This is a genomic window from Streptomyces exfoliatus (assembly GCF_000725545.1).
Taxonomy (GTDB): Bacteria; Actinomycetota; Actinomycetes; order Streptomycetales; family Streptomycetaceae; genus Streptomyces; species Streptomyces exfoliatus.
In genome coordinates this window covers 14926-37833 of record NZ_JNZP01000030.1, presented here as the reverse complement: position 1 = coordinate 37833, position 22908 = coordinate 14926, and the positions used below count along the sequence as shown (strand labels likewise).

Annotated in this window: 23 protein-coding genes and 1 pseudogene; 14 read left to right on the top strand and 10 right to left on the bottom strand. The window is 72.4% G+C overall.

Annotation, left to right across the window (positions count from 1 at the left end; all coding sequences use genetic code 11):
* The first annotated feature begins 182 nt into the window (after nt 1-182).
* Nucleotides 183-959, top strand: coding sequence for a MerR family transcriptional regulator (locus IO20_RS0129475; RefSeq protein WP_030555326.1), 777 nt, complete (start codon nt 183-185; stop codon nt 957-959).
* A 100-nt stretch (nt 960-1059) separates the two neighbouring features.
* Here the strand turns inward: IO20_RS0129475 and IO20_RS37015 are convergent, their stop codons facing one another.
* Nucleotides 1060-2457: a DUF5685 family protein gene (locus tag IO20_RS37015; RefSeq protein ID WP_037636538.1), complete on the bottom strand. Its 1398-nt coding sequence runs from the start codon at nt 2455-2457 to the stop codon at nt 1060-1062.
* Between the two features lie 210 nt (nt 2458-2667).
* Here IO20_RS37015 and IO20_RS0129465 point away from each other — a divergent pair, with 210 nt between their 5' ends.
* A complete protein-coding gene (locus IO20_RS0129465) occupies nt 2668-3885 on the top strand; it encodes an NAD(P)/FAD-dependent oxidoreductase (protein ID WP_030555322.1) in 1218 nt (405 codons plus the stop codon).
* Between the two features lie 10 nt (nt 3886-3895).
* Nucleotides 3896-4855: a sigma-70 family RNA polymerase sigma factor gene (locus IO20_RS0129460; protein ID WP_030555321.1), complete on the top strand. Its 960-nt coding sequence runs from the start codon at nt 3896-3898 to the stop codon at nt 4853-4855.
* Between the two features lie 47 nt (nt 4856-4902).
* Here the strand turns inward: IO20_RS0129460 and IO20_RS0129455 are convergent, their stop codons facing one another.
* Entirely contained in the window at nt 4903-5469 is a 567-nt protein-coding gene (locus IO20_RS0129455) for a DM13 domain-containing protein (protein ID WP_051874824.1), read from the bottom strand.
* Nucleotides 5470-5545: 76 nt separating this feature from the next.
* On the opposite strand from IO20_RS0129455, the gene IO20_RS41055 reads away from it, so the two are divergent.
* Nucleotides 5546-5722, top strand: coding sequence for an SHOCT domain-containing protein (locus IO20_RS41055; RefSeq protein ID WP_211270438.1), 177 nt, complete (start codon nt 5546-5548; stop codon nt 5720-5722).
* An 80-nt stretch (nt 5723-5802) separates the two neighbouring features.
* On the opposite strand, the gene IO20_RS0129445 is transcribed toward IO20_RS41055, so the two are convergent.
* The 5 genes from IO20_RS0129445 to IO20_RS0129425 form a co-directional block, all read right to left on the bottom strand.
* A complete protein-coding gene (locus IO20_RS0129445) occupies nt 5803-7128 on the bottom strand; it encodes a hypothetical protein (RefSeq protein ID WP_051874821.1) in 1326 nt (441 codons plus the stop codon).
* Between the two features lie 121 nt (nt 7129-7249).
* Nucleotides 7250-8161 carry a YhjD/YihY/BrkB family envelope integrity protein gene (locus tag IO20_RS0129440; RefSeq protein ID WP_051874818.1) on the bottom strand — a complete coding sequence of 304 codons (912 nt, stop codon included), beginning with the start codon at nt 8159-8161 and terminating at the stop codon, nt 7250-7252.
* A gap of 96 nt (nt 8162-8257) precedes the next feature.
* Nucleotides 8258-8878: a hypothetical protein gene (locus IO20_RS0129435; RefSeq protein ID WP_051874816.1), complete on the bottom strand. Its 621-nt coding sequence runs from the start codon at nt 8876-8878 to the stop codon at nt 8258-8260.
* Nucleotides 8879-8895: 17 nt separating this feature from the next.
* Nucleotides 8896-9063, bottom strand: coding sequence for an arginine 2-monooxygenase (locus IO20_RS39025; RefSeq protein WP_397790685.1), 168 nt, complete (start codon nt 9061-9063; stop codon nt 8896-8898).
* A gap of 83 nt (nt 9064-9146) precedes the next feature.
* Nucleotides 9147-11387, bottom strand: coding sequence for a glycoside hydrolase family 9 protein (locus IO20_RS0129425; protein WP_030555311.1), 2241 nt, complete (start codon nt 11385-11387; stop codon nt 9147-9149).
* Nucleotides 11388-11788: 401 nt separating this feature from the next.
* Between IO20_RS0129425 and IO20_RS0129420 the strand changes: the two genes are divergently transcribed.
* The 5 genes from IO20_RS0129420 to IO20_RS37800 all read left to right on the top strand — a co-directional run bounded on the left by IO20_RS0129420 (nt 11789) and on the right by IO20_RS37800 (nt 16181).
* On the top strand, nt 11789-12925 hold the full coding sequence (locus tag IO20_RS0129420; protein ID WP_030555309.1) for a glycoside hydrolase family 12 protein: 1137 nt from the start codon (nt 11789-11791) through the stop codon (nt 12923-12925).
* Nucleotides 12926-13101: 176 nt separating this feature from the next.
* A complete protein-coding gene (locus IO20_RS0129415) occupies nt 13102-14196 on the top strand; it encodes a lytic polysaccharide monooxygenase (RefSeq protein ID WP_030555307.1) in 1095 nt (364 codons plus the stop codon).
* Between the two features lie 143 nt (nt 14197-14339).
* Nucleotides 14340-15002 carry a GNAT family N-acetyltransferase gene (locus tag IO20_RS0129410; RefSeq protein ID WP_051874813.1) on the top strand — a complete coding sequence of 221 codons (663 nt, stop codon included), beginning with the start codon at nt 14340-14342 and terminating at the stop codon, nt 15000-15002.
* A gap of 99 nt (nt 15003-15101) precedes the next feature.
* Nucleotides 15102-15587 carry a DUF1877 family protein gene (locus tag IO20_RS0129405; protein WP_030555304.1) on the top strand — a complete coding sequence of 162 codons (486 nt, stop codon included), beginning with the start codon at nt 15102-15104 and terminating at the stop codon, nt 15585-15587.
* A gap of 72 nt (nt 15588-15659) precedes the next feature.
* Nucleotides 15660-16181, top strand: coding sequence for an Rv1352/Rv1906c domain-containing protein (locus tag IO20_RS37800; protein WP_051874811.1), 522 nt, complete (start codon nt 15660-15662; stop codon nt 16179-16181).
* A gap of 75 nt (nt 16182-16256) precedes the next feature.
* Here IO20_RS37800 and IO20_RS0129395 read toward each other — a convergent pair whose 3' ends face one another.
* Nucleotides 16257-16823 carry a CGNR zinc finger domain-containing protein gene (locus tag IO20_RS0129395; RefSeq protein WP_051874808.1) on the bottom strand — a complete coding sequence of 189 codons (567 nt, stop codon included), beginning with the start codon at nt 16821-16823 and terminating at the stop codon, nt 16257-16259.
* Between the two features lie 54 nt (nt 16824-16877).
* On the opposite strand from IO20_RS0129395, the gene IO20_RS0129390 reads away from it, so the two are divergent.
* A complete protein-coding gene (locus IO20_RS0129390; protein WP_030555299.1) occupies nt 16878-18089 on the top strand; it encodes an MFS transporter in 1212 nt (403 codons plus the stop codon).
* 74 nt (nt 18090-18163) lie between these two features.
* Nucleotides 18164-18256 (top strand): annotated as a pseudogene (locus IO20_RS41645) (extradiol dioxygenase); the annotation flags it as partial.
* Nucleotides 18257-18306: 50 nt separating this feature from the next.
* Here the strand turns inward: IO20_RS41645 and IO20_RS0129385 are convergent.
* Both IO20_RS0129385 and IO20_RS0129380 read right to left on the bottom strand, forming a co-directional pair.
* Entirely contained in the window at nt 18307-19497 is a 1191-nt protein-coding gene (locus IO20_RS0129385) for an MFS transporter (RefSeq protein WP_030555298.1), read from the bottom strand.
* Nucleotides 19494-20069 (bottom strand): Chromate resistance protein ChrB, encoded by a 576-nt coding sequence (locus IO20_RS0129380; protein ID WP_037636536.1) that lies wholly within the window; start codon nt 20067-20069, stop codon nt 19494-19496. The genes IO20_RS0129385 and IO20_RS0129380 overlap by 4 nt, the downstream gene beginning before the upstream one ends.
* Before the next feature lie 242 nt (nt 20070-20311).
* On the opposite strand from IO20_RS0129380, the gene IO20_RS0129375 reads away from it, so the two are divergent.
* The 3 genes from IO20_RS0129375 to IO20_RS0129365 all read left to right on the top strand — a co-directional run bounded on the left by IO20_RS0129375 (nt 20312) and on the right by IO20_RS0129365 (nt 22888).
* Nucleotides 20312-20752 (top strand): VOC family protein, encoded by a 441-nt coding sequence (locus IO20_RS0129375; protein WP_030555295.1) that lies wholly within the window; start codon nt 20312-20314, stop codon nt 20750-20752.
* Between the two features lie 121 nt (nt 20753-20873).
* Nucleotides 20874-21203 (top strand): putative quinol monooxygenase, encoded by a 330-nt coding sequence (locus IO20_RS0129370; protein ID WP_030555294.1) that lies wholly within the window; start codon nt 20874-20876, stop codon nt 21201-21203.
* 155 nt (nt 21204-21358) lie between these two features.
* Entirely contained in the window at nt 21359-22888 is a 1530-nt protein-coding gene (locus tag IO20_RS0129365) for an amino acid permease (RefSeq protein WP_051874805.1), read from the top strand.
* Nucleotides 22889-22908: the final 20 nt, after the last annotated feature.

Here is a 22908-nt window from a genome sequence, read left to right as displayed (position 1 = left end):
CGTACGAGGAGCGTGCACCCTGACCCAAGGTCAACCTCAAGCCCCGTTCCGGGAGAAGGGGTGACGTGCCGGAAGAGGGGCGCGCTACCCTCGCCGCGTGATCACCCGCGACCCGTACCCGAAGGCGGCCGACCTGCCCGCCCGTGCCCTGACCGCCCTCGATACGGAAGGGTGTTGATCCCATGGCGGGCGGACTCACGATCGGTCAGGCGGCCGCGTTCGTCGGCGTCACCGTCAAGACGGTGCGGCACTACCACCGGCTCGGCCTGCTCGCCGAGCCGGAACGCGACGGCTCCGGCTACCGGCGTTACGGGTCGGGCGACCTGCTCCGGCTGATCCAGGTCCGGACGCTGGCCGGGGCGGGCGTGCCGCTGGCGGAGATCGGTGATCTGCTCGACGCCGACCCCGAGCGGTTCGCCGCCGCCCTCGACGACGTCCACCGTCGGCTCACCGAACGGATCGAGGACCTGGTCGCGCGCCGCGACACCCTGCACCGGCTCGCCCACGGCGACCGGGTCCTGCTGCCCGACCGGGCCTGCGCCGTCCTGGAGCGGCTCGCCGGTCTCGGCTTCACCTCCGACTACGTGGCCGGTCAGCGAGAGGCCCTGGTGCTGGCCCGGGCGCTGGTTCCGGAGATCTTCGACAGCTTCCTGACCCGGCTCGAGCACCTCCTCGACGATCCCGAGCACGTCGAACTGACCAAGCGCGGCTGGGAGGCCGCTTCCTGGGATCCGGACGATCCGCGGATCGACGAGCTGGCGTCCGCGCTGTCCGAGAAGCTGCTGGCGGACCGCGCGCTGCTCGCCAGGCCCACCGGGTTTCCGAGCCGGTCCGACGCGGCCTCCCGGTACGGGCTCGTCAACCACCACCGGGAGGACGAGGCACCGGCCGTCGCCCGGCTGAACACCCTGATCGAGGCGAACCTGCGCGCGGCCGGCATCTTCGTCCCGCGTCAGTGACGGCATCCCGCCTGGGGGACGGCCGCGGGGCGGGCCCCCGGTGGTCGGGGACGGCCGCGGGGCGGGCCCGGTGGTCGGGCCCGCCGCGCTGTTCCGTCATTCAGTCGCAGCAGTCACAGCAGCACTTGCACGGGTTGCAGCAGCCTCCGCCACCGCCGCCGCAGCCGTCACCCGAGCCGCCGCCGGAACCGCCGGAGCCGCCGGAGCCGCCGGACCCCTGACCGCCGCCCGAACCGCCCCATGACCCGCCGGAGTTGCCGCCCGAGTTGCCGCCGCCCTGGCCGCCCCAGCCGTCACGCCCGGAACCGCCCTGGTTCGAGCCGCCGCCGGTGCCGCTGCTGGACCCGCCGTCACCGAACTCCAGGGGTTCCCCTTCGTCGGCGTCGCAGTTGCAGCAGTTGAAGCACAACCGGCAGTCCCTGCACAGCCGGCGCCACTCGCCACACCGCCGGCACTGCCCCTCCTGCGGCCGGTCCTGCGCCCTCGCCGCGCCCTCGGGAGCCACGCCCCCGAGCGCCCCGACGCCGCAGGACGGGCCCGTGGCGGTGCCGGTGTCCGCGGGCGTCTCCGTCGCCGTACGACGCCCCAGCCAGGGCAGTACCCGCAGGGTGCGCGCCTGCGGACGGTGGCGGTGCTGCGCGTGCCGGGGGTCGAAGACCCGGTCGACGGCACGTTCCAGCTCGACACCCAGGAGCGCCCGCACCAGGCTGTCGTCGACGAACTCGGCGTCGGACAGGGCAAGTCGGATGCCGTGCACGGCGTCGTCGCAGAGCCGGCGCACCTCGGCGCGGTCCGCACCGGTCACGGCGACCGGGTTCCACGCGCCGGACGCCTTGTCCGCGTCCAGGTCCTCCACCGCGTCCAGCAGGTGCGCCAGGCGGCCGAACAGTCGGCCCGCCTCCGTCAGCGGTTCGGTGTTGCCGGGGCGGCCGGCGAGCACGGCGGTGTACGCGAAGGCGGCGGCGGTCGCCGTCTCCGTCGGCTCCGTGACCGTCAGGAGCGAGCCGCCGGGACCGGTCGACCGCTCGATCTCCGGCTGGCGTTCGACCGCGTCGAGCAGCAACGCGGTGTCGAAGCCCAGCCGTTCGCCGCCCACCGCGCCCGCGCGGTCCCAGCCCTGGGCGATCCGGCGGGCCGCGAGGGTCACCGGGCGACGCCCGAGCAGACCGTCACCGTCGGCCACATGGTCGCGGATCTTCGCCGCGGCCAGCACCAGCGACACCGTCGCCGCCAGCCGCGCCCCTTCGCCCTGCGCCACGTCCGCGGATCGCATCCCGCGCAGCGGACACGGCCCGGCGCCCCGACGCCAGTCGCCGCTGCGCTCCGACTGCGCTTCGGTCAGGACCGAGACGATCAGACCGTCGTAGTTGGTGGCCACCCTCGCGAACTGCCCGTACTCACTGCGCAACGACAGGCACAACCCGCACAGGTGCGCCATCCACTCGGTACGCAGGCCCTCGCCCAGGCGATGCCTGCACGGCCTGATGATTCCGAACACCGAAGTTCTCCCCCGTAGATACAGCTGCCCGCATATGCGGCCGACATCCTAAGCCGTCCCAGGGGCCGTCGCGCCGTGGCCGTCGAGGACGGCGTGGAGCGCGCGAGCCGACATGTGACTCAGGTCACATTCTTTTCCTGTCAGGAATCGGGGTGCTGTTCCGCTCAACCACCGAGAGCAAGCGAACCGACAGACCGACAGGAGCAGCACATGAAGCACCGCATCGTCGTCCTCGGCGCCGGCTATGCCGGGGCCTACGCGGCCGGCACCCTCGCCCGCCGGCTGTCCCCGGAGGACACCGAGATCACCGTGGTCAACGCCGAGCCCGACTTCGTCCAGCGGCTGCGGCTCCACCAGCTCGCGGCCGGCCAGGAGATCGAGGCTCCGCGACTCACCGAGGTCTTCGCGGGCACGGAGGTACGACTCCGCCTGGCCCGTGTCACCGCCATCGACCCCGACCGCCGGATCGTCGCCCTGGCCGGCGCCGACGGAGACGGCGAGCTCGACTACGACACGCTGCTCTACGCCCTCGGCAGCCACGTGGCCCACAGCGGCGTACCCGGTGCGGCCGAGCACGCCTTCGACGTCACCGGCCGGCCCTCGGCGCTGCGCCTGCGCGAACGACTGGACAGCCTGGAGAGCCCGGACAGGCAGGGCGGGCCGGGAGAGGGCCGCAGCGTGGTGGTGGTCGGCGACGGGCTGACCGGCATCGAGACCGCCACCGAGATCGCCGAATCCCGGCCCGGCCTGTCGGTCACGCTGATCGCCCGGGGCGAGCTGGGCGCCCCGCTCTCCCCCGGAGCCCGCGCCCACCTGCGTCGGGCCTGCGACCGGCTGGGCGTCACCGTCGTCGAGCACACCACCGTCGAGGCCGTGGAGGCGACGCGGGTGCGGTGTGCCGACGGCACCGTCCTGACGTCCGACGCGACCGTGTGGACGGCCGGGTTCGCGGTCGCGCCGCTCGCCGCCGCCGCCGGTCTCGAAGTCACCGGGAACGGCCGGATCGTCGTCGACGACACCATGCGGTCGGTCTCCCACCCGAACGTCTACGCCGCCGGGGACAGCGCCCACGCGGTCGGCGACAACGGGAGGCCGCTGCCGATGTCCTGCGCCTCGGCCGGATACACCGGCAGGCAGGCCACGGCCGCGATCGTGGGACGCCTGACCGGCCGCGAGATCCCGAAGAGCAAGCTGGAGTACGTGGGCAACCACATCAGTCTCGGGCGGCGGGACGGGATCCTGCAGATGGTCGACGGCGAAGCGCGGGCGAAGCCGAAGTTCATGGGCGGCCGGAAGGCCGCCCGGATCAAGGCGGGCATCCTCGGCATGTCGCTGTGGGCCACCTCCCACCCCACCTTCGGTCTGCCCAAGCGCAGGAACCGCCTGGCCACCGCCCCAAAGGCCGCTGCGGAGAGGGCCGTTGTCTAGGGTGGTCCGCATGGACAGCAGGACCGACGACGACCGCTTCGACACCCGCCTGTTCGAGGCCGGCCGGAACCGGCTGGCCTCACTGGCCTACCGTCTCCTCGGCTCGGCCGCCGACGCCGAGGACGCCGTGCAGGACGCCTTCCTGCACTGGCAGGCCGCCGACCGGCGGCTGATCAGGGCACCGGAGGCATGGCTGACCAAGGTCGTCACCAACCTCTGCCTCGACCGGCTGCGCTCGGCACAGGTCCGCCGCGAGCGCGCCGTCGGGGCCTGGCTGCCCGAACCGCTCCTCGACGGCGATCCGATGCTCGGCCCCGCCGGCACCTTCGAGCAGCGCGAATCCGTCTCCCTTGCCGTGCTGACCCTCATGGAGCGTCTGTCGCCCGTGGAGCGTGCCGTCTACGTCCTGCGCGAGGCGTTCTCCTACAGCCACGCCGAGATCGCCGAGATCCTCGACGTCTCCGAGTCCGCGAGCCAGCAGCACCTCCACCGGGCCCGACGTCACGTCACCACCGAGCGCCGCCGCGGCGGCGGCGAACTCGACCCTGCGGCCGCCCGCAGGATCGTCGAGGAGTTCCTCGCCGCGGCCTCCTCGGGCCGCACCGAACGGCTGGTGGCGATGCTCACCGACGACGTGACCGCGATCTCCGACGGCGCCGGTCTCGCCGAGAAGCTGCTGCGGTTCGACACTCCGCAGCGTGTCGCCTCCATCGCGCGGGCCGGCTTCAAGTCCACCCCCGCGAAGCGGCGGCTGGCCGGGGGCGCGCTCGCCGTCCACTACCAGCTCGTCAACGACGCCCCCGCCCTCCTCTTCGTGCTCGACGACCAGGTCGTCGGCTGCGTGACGTTCGACATCGTCGACGGCAGGATCGCGACCGTGCGCGGCATCGCCGCCCCCGCCCGCCTCGTACGCCTCGCCGAGGCGTGGCGGCGGCACGAACCGGAGACGCCGCTCGTCGCCGAGTGGTGACCCGCCGACGCCCGGCCGGCCCGCTCGACGGCCCGGCCGGGCCGGGGTCAGGCCAGCCGTGCTGCGCCGAAGGAGACGTCGAAGCGGTCGCACCAGATGCTGACGCTGGTGAGGCCGGCGAGGTCGACGCCGGCGGGCACGGCGTAGTTCTGATCGCCCTTGTTGCCCTTCAGCTTGCCCAGGCTGACGTACGTCCCGTCGTCGAAGACGTGCCAGCCCGCCCTGCCCTCCTTGACCGGGGCGTCGGTCAGCCAGACCCGCAGGTCGGGCCCGCTGCTGGTGTCCAGGTTCTCCAGGCGCACCACGCGCGAGCCGTCGGGCAGCCGGACGAGCTTCACCGTGCCGGTGGTGGTGTGCTCGTGGCTGACGAAGGTGCCCTGCGCCTCGGTGGTGGGGCCGGCCGGCGGCACGGTGGCCGGTGCCCCGCTCGGATGCAGAGAGGACGGCGCCGCAGAGGACGGCGCCGGGGACGCGGTCGCGGACGGCAGCGCCTCGTTCACGGTCTCGTCCACCCACAGGGCCCAGGGCTTGAACCACACGAGACCGGCCACCACGACGGCCAGGACCAGCACCGCCGCCCCGGTCCACCACCGCTTGCGCACGACACGCACCACGCCGTTCCTCCTCCACCCGCTGTCTCTTCCGCCGCCATCCAACGCGATCGGGTGTCCGCGCGCGAGACCCGGCACGATGACAGAAGTCTCACGGCCCGGCGTGGACCGCGCCGTGGCGGGGGTCCGGGCCGTAGCGTCCCCGCCGGGCGAGATGGCGACGGCCCTGGCCCCGGCGCTCGCCGACGTCAAGGCCCAGGGGCTGCTGACGGACGAGGAGTTCGCGGCCGACAAGGCACGCGTACTGCACTCCTGACGGCCTCGGACGGGACCGGGGAACCCGAACCCGGGTCCCCCGGTCCCCGGTCCCTGGTCAGCGGCCCCCCGGAGAGTCCCTCATACCGGGGGCGCCGCGCTCTCCGAGGGAGCCTCCTCGTCGGACGTCGCCGCCCCTCCCGCGCCCAGGAACTCCACCACCGCGAGCGCGAGGAGCAGCGCGAGGGCCAGGCCGACGACCACCCAGCCGGTGGGGTAGGACCACAGGAGGTAGACGACCAGCGCCACCACGACCAGCGCCCACACGATCCAGGTGCGGTACCGGCGGACGAACGGACCCACCGGCCCCGTGCGCAGGCCGGCGCGGTCGGCGGTGGAGCGGACGGCGCCGATGCCCGAGGTCCACAGGCCCCTGACGAGACCGGCGCGCCGGCCAGGACCGGTGAGCCAGGCCGCGAGGGCGACGACGACTCCCAGGGCGACGACCATTCTGACCATGGTCTGCAGCAGATGGGTCATGGTGTCGTAGACCGCTCCGGCGGCCTCCGGGGAGACTCCCGCGGGCAGGGCGTCGAGGTAGATCACCCGGAAGATCCGCAGCCCGATGCCGAGCAGTCCCGTCGTGACGGCCACCGCGAGGGCTCCCGTCACGAGGGCCCTACGACGCCGCTGCGAGAGGAGGACACCGCCGGCCACCAGGAGGACGGCGAGCACCGGCAGCCAGTTGCCGAGGATCTGCAGGAGCCGTACGTAGGTCTTGACCTTGCCGATGTCGTCGGACCGTACGAGCGTGAAGTCGGTGTGGATCTCCGGGATCCGTCCGGCGACCTGCATCCCCTCGTCCACGAGACGCTGCTTCACGAGCTCGACGACGGGACCGAGGTCGAGGGTGACCGTGTCGTTCTCCAGGCGCACGGCGCCGCCGCCGCTCCCGGTGAGGGCCTTGTTCACGGAGGCGTGGATCTTGCGGTTGGCCTCCGTCCAGATGGTCTCGAAGGCGTCCGAGGCGGCGATGGCCCGCGCCTTGTCGTGGACGAAGCTGCGGACCGCGCCTTCCAGGGAGTCGCCCAGTTTCCCCAGCGCCTTCTCCAGGCGCGGCCGTTCCTCCGGGGCGGCGTCGGACAGCAGGGCCGACAGGTCGAGGCGCGTCATGAGCGCGTCGGTGACCCTGTTGGCGACGGCGTCCTGGACGTCGGGGTCCGAGGCCAGCGGGGCCACGGTCGCCACGTAGCGGTCGGTGTCGCCCACCTCGTCCGCCGCCCAGGCGGAGACGACGCTGAGCGGCGCGAGCACACAGCCGAGGATGATCAGCACGGCGGCCAGGAGGGACTTCATGCGGTGCTTCGGCGGCCGCGTCCGTTCCGCTTCGAGGGTCGCCACCCGGCCGCGGAGTTCCTGGAGCTCGTCCCGCTCACCGTCCCGCGCGGCCGATCCTTCGTCCGACACCGGAGCCTCCTCGTTCGGAATGATCGCTCTCGTGTCCCAGCCGACCCGCATTCGTCCGCGTGCGCGAGCAGGGTGACCCTTTAGAGGGACCTCGTTCCCGGCCGCGTCGGCGCACGGCCCGTCAGGTCGTCGGACTCCGCTCGACGCCCCCGTCTCCGCCGTCGCTCCCGTCTCCGCCGTCGCTCCCGTCACGGGGAACAGTGCGCCCGACCCTTCCCACGTACCTGTTCAGCGGCGGCTCGTCGGCGAGCACCGCGCCGATGGTCACCGCGAACGTGATGGCGCCGCACACGGCGATCAGCCAGGACAGCACGACGAGAACGAGGCCGAGGGATCCGTACTCCTCCAGAGCCCTGTTGAGCGCCGTCGGCATGTAGATCCGGGCGGTCAGGCCGAGCACGCTGGTGGCGGTGGCGGCGAGCACCGCGCCCGGCAGCAGCGCGGGCCAGGGGACTCGTTTGGCCAGGAGAAGGCGCTGGGTCCAGAGCCACACGCCCGTACCCAGCAGGAAGTAGAGCGCCGTGCCGACAAAGAGGCCGGCGCCGAAGCCGTTCCGGATCGGGCCCTGCAGCACGACGACCACCAGCATCGCCAGGAGCCACACGACCCAGCGCCAGGCCGCGATGGTCGACTTGGCCCTGGGCAGCCCCCACGCCCGCTCGCAGACCCGGGACATGGCCCGGCTGAAGCTCGTGGCCGACACCAGCGCCACCACCGCGCCGACGATGCCGGTCGTCTCCCGCAGAGCCTCGTCGGCCGAGCCGTACAGCACCTGCTGCAGTTCGTGGTCGGACTCCCCGCTGAGGCCGAACATGGCGCGCAGCGATTCCCGGAGCTGGTCGCGCACGCCGATCGGGGCGAAGGCCGCGAGGGCGAAGAGCAGGGGGACGGACGCGAGGAAGGCCTGCGCGGCGAGCCTGGTCCCCGCGTCGAGGAGGTTAGAGGACAGCAGCCGGGCCGTGAGCTCGGTGAGGACGGGGAAGCGTCGCTCGGCACCGGTACGCAGGTGCTGCAGCCGCTTCTTCCACTCCATGCAGTCCGTCGCCGCCTCCGCCGTCGGGCCCCGGCCAGGCCCGTTTCGTGAAGTATCGACGTCTCGACACGTTGTCGCGATTCGGAGGGACGTGCCTCACGGCTGGGACCGGATCACCGCGACGCAGCACAGTGCCGCGAGCGCCAGACTCGCCGCCGCCGGGCCCGCGAGGGCCGCCGCGGCGGAGGCGGGAAGGACGCGGTCGGTCGGGGGCACGGCGTCCTCCGGGTCGAAGACCATCGTGAGGTGTTGGCCAGGACGGGCGTCGGCGCCGCAGCCGCGCCAGGCCTCGGTCGGGACCGGGGTGCCGTCGAGGAGTCGTACCGAGCAGGAGTTCTTGACGTAGTTCCGTCCTTCGTAGCGGTGGACGTGGACCTCGGTCACCACCACCGTGCGGCTCTCGCCGCGCGCCGCCAGGACGGCCTGCGCGGTCTGGCCCGGTATCCACCAGGCGAGGACGCCGCCGAGGAGGGCGACCGCGCCAACCAGGACGCGTCCCGCGTTCGTCGCGAAGAGGTACCCGGCGGAGGCCAGGGCCACGACGACCCCGACCACCGTGCCGACGGTGCCGAAACCGGTCAGCACACCCGCCACCGCGGCGCCCGCGACCAGACCGGCCGTCACGACACCCACGACGACGCCCTCCACCACCAGCCGGGCGGGCGGCCGTCCGGAGAAGTTCGCCGGGCCCCACAGGAAAGCCCCGTCGTAGGACATGCCGCTCCCTTCGCCGTTCAGGTCTCGGTCGTCACCCGCACCGTCTTGACCTCGGTGTCGACCGCGTCCGGTACGACCATGCCGGCGTCGGCGCCGCCGCGGAGGTACTCCAGCACCTCGGCGTTGAGCTTCTCCCCGGGGAGGGCCGCCGGGATGCATCTCCGTGACCCACGCGTGCCCGTCACAACGGGAGAATCCCCAGGGGCCGACGCGAGGGCCCGCGCGGCGCCGGTGGCGCCGCGCGGGCTCGTCCTGCTGTCGAGCGCCGTCAGTGCTGGTCGGCCACGAAGGAGGCCATCCAGGTGAGCGCGGAGTTCCAGTTGATGGTGAGTTCGTTGGTCGACCAGGACTGGATGTCGTCGATGAAGCAGAACTGCCCGACGCAGCCCTGGAGTTTGCTCTGCGCGAGCGGGTCCTGGATGCTCGAGTTCGGGCCGCCGGACAGAGAGCCGACGGGCGGGCGGGGCAGCTTCGGGTCGAGCTGGCGGGCGTACCAGCGGCTGTGCTGGTTCTCCGCGCTGACCTCGCCGTAGCCGGTGACGTACGAGATGTTCAGGGCGTTGCGGCCCAGAATGTAGTCCATGCTCTGGACGGCCCCGTCGCGGTACTTCGCGCTGCCGGTGATGTCGTAGGCGGTGGCCAGGACGACGGCGTTGTTGAGCGTCTGATGGGTGGAGCCCCAGTCGTACTTATGGCCCGCGGGGGCGTACGGCATGCCGTACGGGTGGGCCTTCAGCGTGGCCAGGTAGCGGTCGGCTCCCTCGCGTACGGACTGGCGGACCTTGTCGCGGCCGGGCAGCCGGTTCGGGACGGTGGCGAGGTCGAGCCGGGCGGGGACGGCCGTGCCGGCCCAGTCGAAGCTGATCGGCTTGAAGATGTCGGCGCTGTGGACCGGGGACTTCAGGATGTGGTCCTCGAACTCCTTGGCACCCGTGGTCAGGTACAGCTCGGTCGCCGCCCAGTAGAACTCGTCGCTGACCTCACGGTCGGCGTAGGTGCCGCCGCCGATGCCGTCGCTCTCGGAGGCGAGGACGTCGGGGTGGGCGAGGGCCGAGGCCCAGGCCTTGCGGGCCGCGGCGAGCGCGGTGGCGGCGAACCGGGTGTCGTACGGCTTGTACAAGCGGGCCGCCTGGGCGGCTGTCGCGGCGAGGTTCAGGGTGGCCGCGGTGGTCGGCGGGTGCAGTTCGCGCTTCTGCGGGTCGGCGGAGGGCATCAGCGGCAGGCCGGTCCACTGCTCGTCGTGGATCTTGTGGTGGGCCATGCCGGCGAGGGGCTTGCCGTCCGGCACCTGCATCTTGAGCAGGAACTCCAGCTCCCAGCGGGCCTCGTCGAGGATGTCGGGGATCTTGTTGCCGCTCTCGGGGATGTTCAGCGAGCCGTCCCCCAGTTTCTCGGCCTGCCCGGTGCGGGCGAACTTGGCGCGCTCGTAGGTGCTGAGGAGCTGCCAGACGGAGATGCCGCCGTTGACGACGTACTTGCCGTGGTCGCCGGCGTCGTACCAGCCGCCGGTGACGTCGAGCGTGTAGTCGCAGACGCCGGGCTGGCAGGGCACGTTCCCGTCGCCCTGGTTGGGGGCGATGTCGACGTGACCGGCCTCGCGGCCGTACCCGGGCCGCAGGTCGTCGCGGATCGGGTTCCCGCTGCGCTGGGTGTAGTAGAACTTCGCGGCGTCCAGGCGGAGTTTCTCGTAGGCGGCGGTGCCGATGTCGAAGGGCCTGCTGGTCTCGCCGTCGGCGACCAGGGTGAGGCCCGTCCCCGCGGTGCGGTGGTCGCTGAAGTGGATCGAGTGGACGTTCTGCCCGGAGGAGGGGTCCACGCCGCGGGGGACGCTCCAGCCGCGGGCGACGACGGCGCCGGAGGCGTTCTTCAGCTGCCACGGCTGCCGCACGGTCGCGTCGGTGACGAGGGTGGCGTTCTTGGGCCCGCCGGGCAGGTAGCCGACCTGGTTGACCCGGACCCGGGGGCCGGTGTCGGGCTCGTACCGCTCCGGCGGCACCCCGCCCAGGAGTGACACGTCGTCCAGACAGAAGCGCCAGGGGTCGGCGGCGCCGCCGAGCTGGAAGGCGACCTGCGCCTGGGAGGTGTCGACGGGGGAGGCGAAGGTGTAGGTGTACGTGTTCCCGGAGACGCTCAGTTGCGGTGTGACCTCGTGGTAGGCGTCGTACGGCGAGACCTGGAGGCCCACGACGGCACGGACCGAGTTGCCCTCGGGCGTGCCCGTCGCGCTGAAGCTGAACCGGTAGGTCTCCCCCTTGACGAGCGTCAGGTCGTTCTGGCCGACGCCGGCGTCCCACCGGTTCACCGTGCCGCCCGGCACGTCGGCGCAGACCCTGCCGTCGGAAAGCCCCAGGGTGACGTTGTCCGACCACCATCCGTCGGTGGTCGTGTCGAAGGTGCCGTTCCTGATCTGCTCGACCTCGTCCGCGCCGGCAGGGGCGACGGGCACCGCGGTCAGTCCCGCCGCCATCAGGGCGGTCAGGGAGAGCAGGGCCGTTCTGCGTCTGTTCACGTCTGGGCTCCTCGGTGGGGGCGAGCGGCTCGCCGACATGGGAGCGCTCCCATGCCGGCGGTGGCCATATTCGCGGCACCGGTGCGGTGCCGTCAACGGCCCGGACAGGATGCGATGACCGAGGCGCCACCTCGCCGCGGAACACGCCCGGAACGGACCCCGCCGCGATGGGTTGTCAGGTACACCCTCAGCTCCTACAGTGCACCGAGCCAGGGGTGGGAGCGCTCCCAAAAGGCCTGTCGACGTTCCTGGCCCGCTGCACCGCTCACCGCGCGCCCTTTCGGTCACCCCGTCCAGGGCCCGCCCGGAGCCCTTGCCTCACCTCTTACCTCACGCCTTACCTCACCACTTCGATCACTTCGTCCATCACTTCTTCGATCACCTCTTGAGAGAGGCCCGACATGCGAGCGTCACCGAACCGGCTCAGCACCCCGCGCGGCATGCTCGCCGCGCTGCTCGTCGCCCTCGCCACCGTCGCGGCACTCATGACCGCCGCGCCGGCGGCTCGGGCCGACACGCTGATCTGCGAGCAGTACGGCTCGACCACGATCCAGGGCCGGTACGTGGTCCAGAACAACCGCTGGGGCACCGGTGCCGCCCAGTGCGTCACCGCCACCGACACCGGCTTCCGGGTGACGCGGGCCGACGGCGCCGTGCCCACCAACGGCGCCCCGAAGTCGTACCCCTCGGTCTTCAACGGCTGCCACTACACCAACTGCTCACCGGGGACCAAGCTCCCCGCCCAGGTCAGCGGCATTGCCACGGCACCCAGCAGCATCTCGTACGGCTACGTCGGCGACGCGACGTACAACGCCTCGTACGACATCTGGCTCGACCCCACGCCCAGGACCGACGGGGTCAACCGGACCGAGATCATGATCTGGTTCAACAAGGTCGGCCCCATCCAGCCGATCGGCTCACAGGTCGGCACCGCCACCGTCGGCGGGCGCGGCTGGCAGGTGTGGACGGGCAGCAACGGCTCCAACGACGTCATCTCCTTCGTCGCCCCGTCGGCCATCGCCGGCTGGGACTTCGACGTCATGGACTTCGTCCGGGAGACCGTCGCGCGCGGCATGGCCCAGAACAACTGGTACCTGACGAGCGTTCAGGCCGGCTTCGAGCCGTGGCAGAACGGCGCCGGGCTCACCGTGAACTCCTTCTCCTCCGCCGTGAACCTCGGGGCCCCCGGCACGGGCGAGCCGGGCCCCGGCGAACCCGGCCCGGCGACGGCCTGCAAGGTGACGTACGCGCCGAACGTCTGGACCGGCGGTTTCACGGCCGAAGTCACCGTCGCCAACACCGGTTCGGCCCCGGTGGACAACTGGACGCTGTCCTTCGTCCTGCCCTCCGGGCAGCGCATCACCCAGGCGTGGAACGCCACCGTCCCCACGGCCTCCGGGACCGTGACGGCGACCGGGCTCGCGCACAACGCGCGGATCGCGGCCGGCGCCAGTCAGACGTTCGGCTTCCAGGGCACGTACAGCGGCGCGTTCGCCGCGCCCTCCGGGTTCAGCCTGAACGGCACCGCCTGCGCGTGACGTGATCCGCGGCCGGTCGGCGCCGCGCCTCCCCAGATCGCCTCGCCCCTCCGGCGGAGCCCGTCCCCGGAAGGGCGAGGCGCACCACCGCACGACACACAAGAAACCGCACCGCACCGCAAGAGGAGAACACCGACCTCGGAGCACTCCCCACCCACCCACACACAGGAGACACAATGGCTGGACGCAAGAGACGACTTGCCTCCCTGGCCGCGGTACTCGCGACCCTGCTCGGTGGAATCGGCCTGACGTTACTGGGCCAGGGCAGCGCGCAGGCGCACGGCGTCACGATGACGCCCGGGTCCCGCACGTACCTCTGCTGGCTGGACGCCAAGACCAGCACCGGCGCTCTGGACCCGACGAACCCGGCGTGCAAGGCGGCGCTCAGCGAGAGCGGCCCGAACTCGCTGTACAACTGGTTCGCCGTACTCGACTCCAACGCGGGCGGACGCGGAGCCGGTTACGTCCCCGACGGAAAGCTGTGCAGCGCCGGTGACCGGTCGCCGTACAACTTCACCGGCTACAACGCCGTCCGCTCGGACTGGCCCCGTACGCACCTGACGTCCGGGAACACGATCCAGGTCAAGCACAGCAACTGGGCCGCGCACCCCGGCTCCTTCCGGGTGTACCTCTCCAAGCCCGGCTACTCGCCCAGCACCGAACTGGGCTGGGACGACCTGGAACTCATCCAGACCGTCACCGACCCACCGCAGTCGGGGTCGCCCGGCACGGACGGCGGCTACTACCACTGGGATCTGAACCTGCCCGCGGGCCGTTCGGGTGACGCGGTGATGTTCATCCAGTGGGTGCGCTCGGACAGCCAGGAGAACTTCTTCTCCTGCTCCGACATCGTCTTCGACGGCGGCAACGGCGAAGTGACCGGCATCCGCGGCTCGGGCGGCACGCCGACCCCTACCCCCACCCCGACCCCCACTCCTACTCCCACGCCGACCGACCCGCACACCGGGTGCATGGCCGTCTACAGCGTGACCAACTCCTGGAGCGGCGGCTTCCAGGGTTCCGTCGAGGTCATGAACCACGGCACGACAGCGCGTGACGGCTGGGCGGTGAAGTGGACGCCCGGCGCGGGCACTCGGATCAGCAGCCTCTGGAACGGCGGGCTGAGCACCGGATCCGACGGCACGGTCACGGTCAAGAACGTCGACTACAACCGGACCATCCCGCCGGACGGCAGCGTCACCTTCGGGTTCACCGCGACATCGACCGGCAACAACCATCCGGTCGGCTCCGTCGTCTGCGTCAACCCGTAGAACCATCGGAGCGAGGCGCCGGTTCCCGTCGGGGGGAACCGGCGCTGCCCGCCTCGTGGCGCGGAGAGCCGCCCGACCGTCACGCCGGGACGACCTGCGGAAACTCCCTGCGGGAGCGCTCCCATTCTGGAATCGTGACACGAATGAAGACTGAGACGAAGCCTGAGGCGAAGACCGAGTCGTTCGTCCGTCGCTACCGGCCGTCGGACCGGGCGGCTCTCGCCGACATCTGCGTCAGGACGGCCCACGAGGGGGGCGACTCCTCCGACCTGTACGCCGATCCCGAACTGATGCCCTCGATCTTCGCCTACCCCTACGTGGAGTTGGAGCCGGAGTTCGCCTTCGTCCTGGACGACGGCGCGGGCCGGGCGGTCGGATACGTCCTGGGGGCCGCCGACACGGACAGGTTCGCGCTGCGGTTCCGTACCGAATGGCTGCCCAAGGTCGCGGCGCGCCATCCGGAACCCGCCCGTGAACCCGCCACTCCGACCGAGGAGATGGCCAGGCTGCTGCACACGCCGGAGCGCATGGTCCGCGACGAACTCGCCGCGTACCCGGCGCACTTGCACATCGACCTGCTGCCGTCATGGCAGGGGCGAGGGTACGGGCGCGCCCTGATCCGCACGCTGCTCGCGGAGCTGCGGGCCGCGGGCGTGCCCGCCGTCCATTTGTGCATGGTGCAGGCGAACACGAAGGCCCGCGCGTTCTACGACCGGCTGGGATTCGCACCCCTCGCGGTCCCCGACCCCGGACCCGTCTGGTACCTGGGCCGGCCGACGGAGGCCGACCCACTGCTCGGCGCCTGACGGAGGCGAAGACGACGACACACGGCTGTCGGTGCCCTCGGGTAGGTTCCCGTCCGTTCGGCCCGACGGGTGGGCCGCCGAGCCGAGGGACTCCCCGCAGTGAGCATCCACCTCCACTTCCGCGCCGTGGCCGAGTCCGGGATACGGGATGACCACACCTGGCTCGCCGCGTTCATGTCCGATGCCTGGGAAGACCACGGCGACGAGTACGCGGCGGGCGTCACCTGGTCGATCAACAAGGGCTGGGACTCGGTCAACGACCTCTACGCGGCGGCCGATGCGCTCGGTACGGACGCCGGCGAGCCCTGGACACTGCCCATCTACGGCGGCCGCCCCGTGCCACACGGCACTGACGCCGACCCGTCGGATCCCCCGCTGATGCTGCTGGAGCCGGCCGGGGTGTCAGAGGCGGCGCGCTTCCTCGCGGCTGTCTCCTTCGACGAGCTGTGGAGCATCACCGGCCCCAGGTTCAGCGCCCGCGGCTGGAGCAGGGAGGAACTCCTCGCCCACCACAGGAACCTCCGGGGCTTCTACGGACGGGCGGCGTCGGCGGGCCACGCCGTGGCCAAAGCGGTGTGGGCCTGAGCCGCGGCCCCCGGACGGCCCCCTGCGGCCACCCGGGGTGCGGCGGGCCCCGCCCGGCCGCACCCTGAACCCATGACCGACCGCACCACGCCGACGGGACCACCCCCGGGGCCGCAGTGGGGACAACCGATCCAGGGCTCCACGGGCGGCCGGCGCCGTTCCGTGCTCACCCACTCTCTCGCGGCCCTCGGCGGGCTCGCGGTGGGCGTCCTCCTCGGCATCGTGGGCACCGGCAACGGCAGCGACAGCGCCGGCTCGCAGCCGCCCGCCTCCCCGACCACCACCGAGTCCCCTGCGGAGCTCCCGCCGCCCGCCCGTACGACCCCCGAGGCGGCCGGAACGGCGAAGACGGCCGTACGAGAGATCCCGGGAGACGGCACCTTCCTGGTGGGCCAGGAGGTCCGGCCGGGAACGTACCGCAGCACCGGCCCCACCGATTCGTCCTGCTACTGGGCCCGCCTCAAGGGCACCACGGGCGACTCCGGCGAGATCATCGCCAACGGGGCGAGCAAGGGGCCGTCCACCGTCACCGTCCTCGACACCGACAAGGCGTTCCAGACCTCCGGCTGCCAGACCTGGAAGCACATCGGCTGACGCCCCACCGACCGATTCCCCCCGCAGGCCCAACGGGTTTCGTCATCAGACAGGATCACTCCGGCCCAGGGCCGGTCAGCGGGGCCCGACAGCCCGGGAGCGGCGGTGGGCCGCGACTCGTTCTCGGGTGGCGCATCGGCGGGAGCAGTAGCGGCGTTCCGGGCCGCTGCCCGGGGTGATGAAGACGTTCCCGCAGCTGGGTGACGCGCAGATCCGGCCGGGCGGGCGTTGACGGTCCCAGACGAGGACGGTCAGCGCCATGCAGGACGAGGCGAGGAGCCACTCGTCCCAGGGGGCGTCGTCGTCGCTGTCGAGGTGGGGGTGCCAGGGCGTTCCGCCGCCGTGCGACGTGAGGCGGAGCGGTCCCGTGTGGTCCCGGAGGAGGCGGTTGAGGGTGGTCGCGGCGCCGTCGGCGTCCTCGGCGGCGAAGACCTCTCGCAGGAGCGAGGCGGCGGTACGCATCGCGGCGACATCGGTGGTGGTGAGCTCGACGGGGTCCGGCTCACCGTAGGCGCGGAGCACGTCGGCGACGTCGGCCGGGGCGGGGCGGTCGTCGGCGAGTGCGTTGACGAGGGCGGCGGTCCGCCGCGCCGTGGTCAGCACGGAGTACTGGGAGGATCCGTGGTCGCTGGGGGAAGGCACCCGGCGAATGTAGCATCTTGCTCACTTTTGAGTTACCTCCGTAACGTCTCGCTGATGAGAAAGCGTTACCCGCTCCGCCTCTATCTCGCCGGAGCCACGGCAGCCCGCGCCGGGGACGAGATGTCGGGCCCGGCGCTGCTCCTTGCGGGGTTCGCCCTGACAGGGTCGACCGTCGAGGCGTCGGCGCTGCTCGCGGGGATCACGGTCTCCGCCGCGGTCGGAGGGCCGGTGCTCGGGGCGCTCCTCGACAGAGCGGGCCGGCCGGGAAGCCTGCTGGCCGCCGCCCTCGTCCTGTACGCGGCAGGGCTGGGGGCGATCGTCCTGGGGCTCGACCGCCTGCCGTTCGCGGTCACGCTCCTGATCGCGGTGGTGACGGGACTGTCGGGACCGGCCCTGTCGGGCGGGTGGTCGGCCCGGCTCACCGATGTGGCGCGGGGGGACCGTCTGCCCCGGGCGAACGCGCTCGACACCATGACGTTCGGGGTGGCGGGTCTGGCCGGTCCGGCTCTCGCCGGCACAGTGGCGGAGGTGCTGGGAGCCCCGGCGGCCGTGGTGGTCTCCGCGATGCTCATCGCCTCGGCGCTGCCGTTCGCGTGGCTGCTGCCCGCTCGTCCCGCTCTGGCGCGGCGCGCGCGGACGACCTCGGTGATCAGCGACCTCGCCGCCGGAATGCGGTTCATCGCCGGACGGCCGGCGTTGGCCCGGGCGACCGTCGCCTCGGTCGTCTCCTGCGTCGCCCAGGGCATGCTGACGGTGTGCCTCCCCGTTCTGGGAGTACGTGTCCTGGGCGGCGCCGGCCTCGGCGCGGTGCTGCTCTCCTGCGCGGCGGTCTCCGCCCTGGTGGCCACCGCCGTACTCGCCCGGTTCGCGCGTTCGGTCTCCCCCGACACGATCATCTGGGCCAGCGTCCTCGTCCAGGCCGCCGCGGTGGCCCTGGCCGCGTGGGACCGGCCCGTGGTGCTCGTCGTGGCCGTACTCCTGGCGGGGATCGGTGAAGGCCCCCAGCTGGCCGCCCTGTTCGCGGTCCGCCACCGGGAGGCCCCGGAACACCTGCGCGGCCAGATCTTCACCACCGGCGCCAGCTTGAAGATCTCGGGGTTCGCCCTGGGGGCGACGGTCGCGGGACCGGTCGCGGCCTGGTCCCTTCCCGGCACGCTGGCACTCGCGGCGAGCGTGGCGGTCCTCGCGGCCCTGGCCTTCTTCGCGATCCCGGACTCATCCGTCCGGAGTCGCGACCGGGAGTCCTCGCGTCGCCAGGCTTCCTGACTCGGCGCCGAAGCGGTGCCGATGAGTTCTCCGTCCTGGACGGGTCCACCGGTCGACACGACCGGTCGACCTTCCCCGACGACATGCCCTGGGGACAGCGCGTCGCCCACATCCGGGACCCCGACGGCAACCCGGTGAACCTCACACAGCCGATTCCGGCTCGTTGACGCCGCCCCCGCTCCCCCGACCCCCGATCCCCCGATCCTCTCTCCGCCCTCTACTCCGCCGCTCGCTCCGCCGCTCGCGGGCGGAGCGCCAGGGCCAGCAGCGGACCCGCGGCCAGCAGGGCGGCGAGGGCCGCGTAACCGGTGGTGAGGGTCGCGAAGGTGGCGACGCCGGCGACGAGGAGGGGGCCGCCCGCGTCGCCGAGTTCGCGGCCGAGTTCGGCCGAGCCCATGGTCTGGCCCATCCGTTCCTCCGGCGTGGAGGCCGCGAGGGCCGCGAAGCCGAGCGGGGTGATCAGTCCGGTGCCGGTGCCGATGAGGGCGGCGGCCAGGAGGACCCCGGCCAGGCCGGGGAACATCGCGGCGGCGAGACCCGCCGCGGTGACGAACAGGCCGGTGAGCAGTCCCGTACGGGTGGTCAGGCGTCCGGCGTCCAGGGCGCGGCCCGCCGTGGGCTGGACGACGGCGGCGGTCGCGGCGAGGACGGAGACGGCGGCACCGGTGGCCACGGTGCCGAGGCCGGCGGCGGCTCCCGACACGGGCAGGAAGCCGACGCCCACGGAGAGCGCGGCGGTGGCGGCGGCGAGGGCGGCGGTCGGGGCGAGGAAGGAGCGGTCCGCCAGGCGGCGTGCGAGGTCGGCGACCGTCTGCCGCTTGCGGGGCAGCGGCGGCACGACGGGCACGGCGAGTGCCGCCCACACGGCGACGGCGGCCGCGCACAGGGCCATGACCGTGAACAGCAGGCGCAGGCCGCCCGCCCAGACGAGGACGCCGCCGAGGAGCGGGCCGAGGGTGTAGCCGATGGACTTGTAGAAGCCGTAACTGCCGAAGGCGCGGCCCCGCTTGGCCGCCGGGTTGAGGCGGGCGACGAGCGCGGAGGCCGAGGGCGAGAACGCGGAGGCGGCGGCGCCCTGGCCGAGACGGGCCGCCCACAGCCAGCCGGGGCTGTCGGCGATCGCGTACAGCGTGGACGCGGCGGCGAAGGCGATCAGGCCTCCGAGCAGGACCGGCTTGCCGCCGATCCGGTCGGCGAGCGAGCCGAAGACGGGCTTGAGCAGGACCTCGGCGCCGTCGTACAGGGCGAGCAGTCCTCCGAGGACGAGGAGGGAGGTGACGGCGTCCTCGGAGAAGCCGCCGAGGTTGGCGGCGATGCCGTGGGCGCCGAAGGCGGTGGTGAACCCTGCGGCGTACAACGGCCACATGGCCGAGCGCGGGGCGGCCGGGGCTATGGGCGCGGTGCTCATGGCGTCTCCTCGTCACTCGTGGGGAGCGCGTGGAGGGCGGCGAAGACGCGCTCGGCGTAGTCCTCGCAGACGGCCGCGCACCACTTGAGCCGTATCGCCGCCTCGGCGGCCTCGGGGGCGCCGAAGACGTCCCGGGCGGTCAGGTCCCGGTGCCGGCGCCGCAGCCGTGCCAGGCTCTGTTCCTCTTCCTCCAGCTCGGCCAGGGTGAACGTGGCGATGCGGATCTCCTTGGCGATCTCCGCCTCGAACTTCCCGCAGTCCGCGAGGAACTCGGCCCAGTCCGCCGAGCGGGCGGCGGCGAACATCTCCCGGAACCGGGCCGCGTCCTCGGCGGTACGGCCGGAGGCCTGGAGCGTCAGGCCCTGGCCGCCGGCGCCGTCGGTGAGTTCGAGGGCGCGCCGTACGCCGTCCGCGAAGACCGGCACCTCCGGTACGGCCCAGATGCCCTGCCCCAGCGAGAGGGCTCCGATCCTGCGCAACTCCCGCCATACGGCCACTCGGTGGCGGGACGGGTCCGCGGGCAGTCTGATCACGAGGATCAGCCACCGTGTGGCCTGCCCGACATCTGTCACTCGGTCGAATGTAGCAGGCGTCACATCACCGGAAGAGGCGCCGCATCGTCGTACGCGGCGAACAGCCCGCTCGACACGGAGCGCCTCGCGAGCGGTCTCGGACTCGACGGGCCGTCGGGCGGGGCGTGACCGACCGGGTGTCGTGCCGTACCCGTGAGCACCTCGACCGTAAGGTCGGCGGCAGTCGTGGTGTACGCGCCGCCGGACGAGTGCCGCGGCACGAGGAAGAGGGAGAGACCGGCATGGCGATCCAGCGCATGGACAACGTCGGCATCGTGGTCGACGACATGGAGGCCGCCATCGCGTTCTTCCTGGAACTGGGTATGGAGCTGGAGGGCAGGACGCAGGTCGAGGGCCTCGTCGCCGACCGGTGCACGGGACTCGACGGCGTCCGCTGCGACATCGCGATGGTCCGGACCCCGGACGGTCACAGCCGGCTCGAGCTGGCGAAGTACCGCAGCCCCGAGGCGATCAGTGCCGGGCCGCGCGACCGGCCGCACAACATCCTGGGGACGCACCGGGTCATGTTCGCCGTCGACGACATCGAGGACACCGTCGCCCGGCTGCGCCCTCACGGGGCCGAACTCCTGGGCGAGATCGCCCGGTTCGAGGACAGCTTCCTCCTCTGCTACGTGCGCGGCCCGGAGGGCATCATCGTCGGTCTCGCGGAGGAGCTGCGCTGAGAACGAGGAGCCGAACGTGCGGCTCGCCGGGGCGCCCCTGGCGAGGCGCCCTCCGACCTTCATGTGGTGCTCGTCACAACCGCTTGAACCTCACATGGGTGTGAGCTCTTAGCGTGGGGTCATGACGAACACGGAACACCCCCTCTCCCTCTACGGTTTCCTGCGCCCCAGGGCGGAGCACGCGGACGAGGTCCGGCGCGCCCTCTCCTCCTTCGTGGAGCCCACCCGCCGGGAGCCCGGAAACCTGCAGTACCACCTCCACGAGCACGAGGACGGCCGCTTCTTCCTCTACGAGGTCTGGCGCTCCCAGGAAGACCTGGACCGGCACAACGCGACACCCCCGCTGCGCGCCTTCCTGGAGAACCTGTCGACCTACCTGGAGGAAGCCCCGGAGGGCTACTTCGACACGATGCTCAGCCCGTACCCCGAGACCGAGCCGGTTCCCGACTGAGGGAGCCGCACGGCTCTCCTTCCTCCCGTCAGGGCCGGACGAGAGGACTCACTTACGGCCGGGACACCGTGGCGATACGCGTCGGAAACCGACCGTCCCTATTTCTGTCGAACGACAGGAATTCGCAGGAGCACCTCTCGCGACAGGGGACAGCCATGACCGTGACCACCGACCCCACTCCCCCGGCGACCCCACCGCCCGGCCCCACGGAAGGCGGTTCGCTCGCCGCCTTCGGTTACGACCAGCAGCTGCGGCGCCGGATGGGGCGGTACGCGTCCTTCGCCGCCGGGTTCTCCTTCATCTCCGTCCTGACCACGGTCTTCCAGTTCTTCGCCCTCGGCTACTCCTTCGGCGGGCCGCTCTTCTTCTGGACCTGGCCCGCCGTTCTCGCCGGGCAGCTGCTCGTCGCCGCCTGCTTCGCCGAACTCGCCGCGCGGCTGCCCATCGCCGGGGCTATCTACCAGTGGGCGAGCAGGCTCGGCACGCCGGGCTTCGGCTGGTACGCGGGCTGGATCATGGTGACCGGGCGGATCGTGGTGGTGGCGGCCGCGGCCCTCGCACTCCAGGTCGTGTTGCCCGCCGTCTGGTCCGGGTTCCAGCTCCTGGGCGGCGACCCGTCTCCCACGTCGACCAGCGGCGCCGCCAACGCCGCCGTCCTGGGCCTGATCCTCCTCGCCTTCACCACGCTGCTCAACGTCCTCGACAACCGCGCCCTGTCGGCGGTCAACACGATCGGCGTCACGGCCGAGATCGCGGGCGTCGCCCTGATCGTCACCCTCCTCGCCACCCACGCCGAGCGGGACCCCGGCATCACCCTGCACACCGGCGGCGAGGGCGGTCCGATCACGGCGCTCCTGGTGGGCTCGTTCACCGCCGCGTACGTCCTCATCGGGTTCGAGAGCGCGAGCGAGATGAGCGAGGAGACCGTCAACCCCCGCCGCACGGCGCCGCGCACGACGCTGAGCGCGCTGACCACCTCGGGAGTCTGCGGCGGACTGCTGCTCCTCGGCGGGCTGCTCGCCGCCCCCAGCCTCACCGACGGCAGGCTGGCGACGGAGGGCCTGGGGTACGTGCTCACCAGCACCCTCGGCGACGGCCTCGGCAGGGTTCTGCTCGCCGACGTGGCGGTGGCGATCTGCGCGGCCACGCTGGCGATCCAGACCTCGGCGACCCGCATGCTCTTCTCCATAGCCCGCGACGGCGCCCTGCCGCGCTCGGCGCGGCTGGCGAGGGTCCCCCAGCGCACCGGGATGCCCGGCACCGCCGCCGTGGTGGCCGGCGTCGGCGCGGGTCTGCTGCTCCTGCTCAACCTCGCCTCGCCGCAGGCGTTCGTCGCCATCGGCACCAGTTGCATCGCGATGGTGTACCTGGCGTACGCGATGGTCACGGGGCCCATGCTGGTCAGGCGGCTCCGGGGCCAGTGGCCGCCGCCGGCCGACGGCACGCGCGACGAGCTCGGCAGGCCGCTGTTCTCCCTCGGCCGCTGGGGGCTTCCGGTCAACGTCCTCGCGGTCGGCTACGGCCTCTTCATGACCGTCAATCTCGCGTGGCCGCGGGCCGAGGTGTACGACCCGGAAGGCGGCCACTGGTACTTCCGGTGGTTCACCGTCCTGATCGTCGGCGGAACCGTGGCGACGGGCGCCGCCTACCGCCGGTACCGCCGCGGCAGGAGCGTCGAGGCCTGAACCCGCGCCGCCGGTGACGT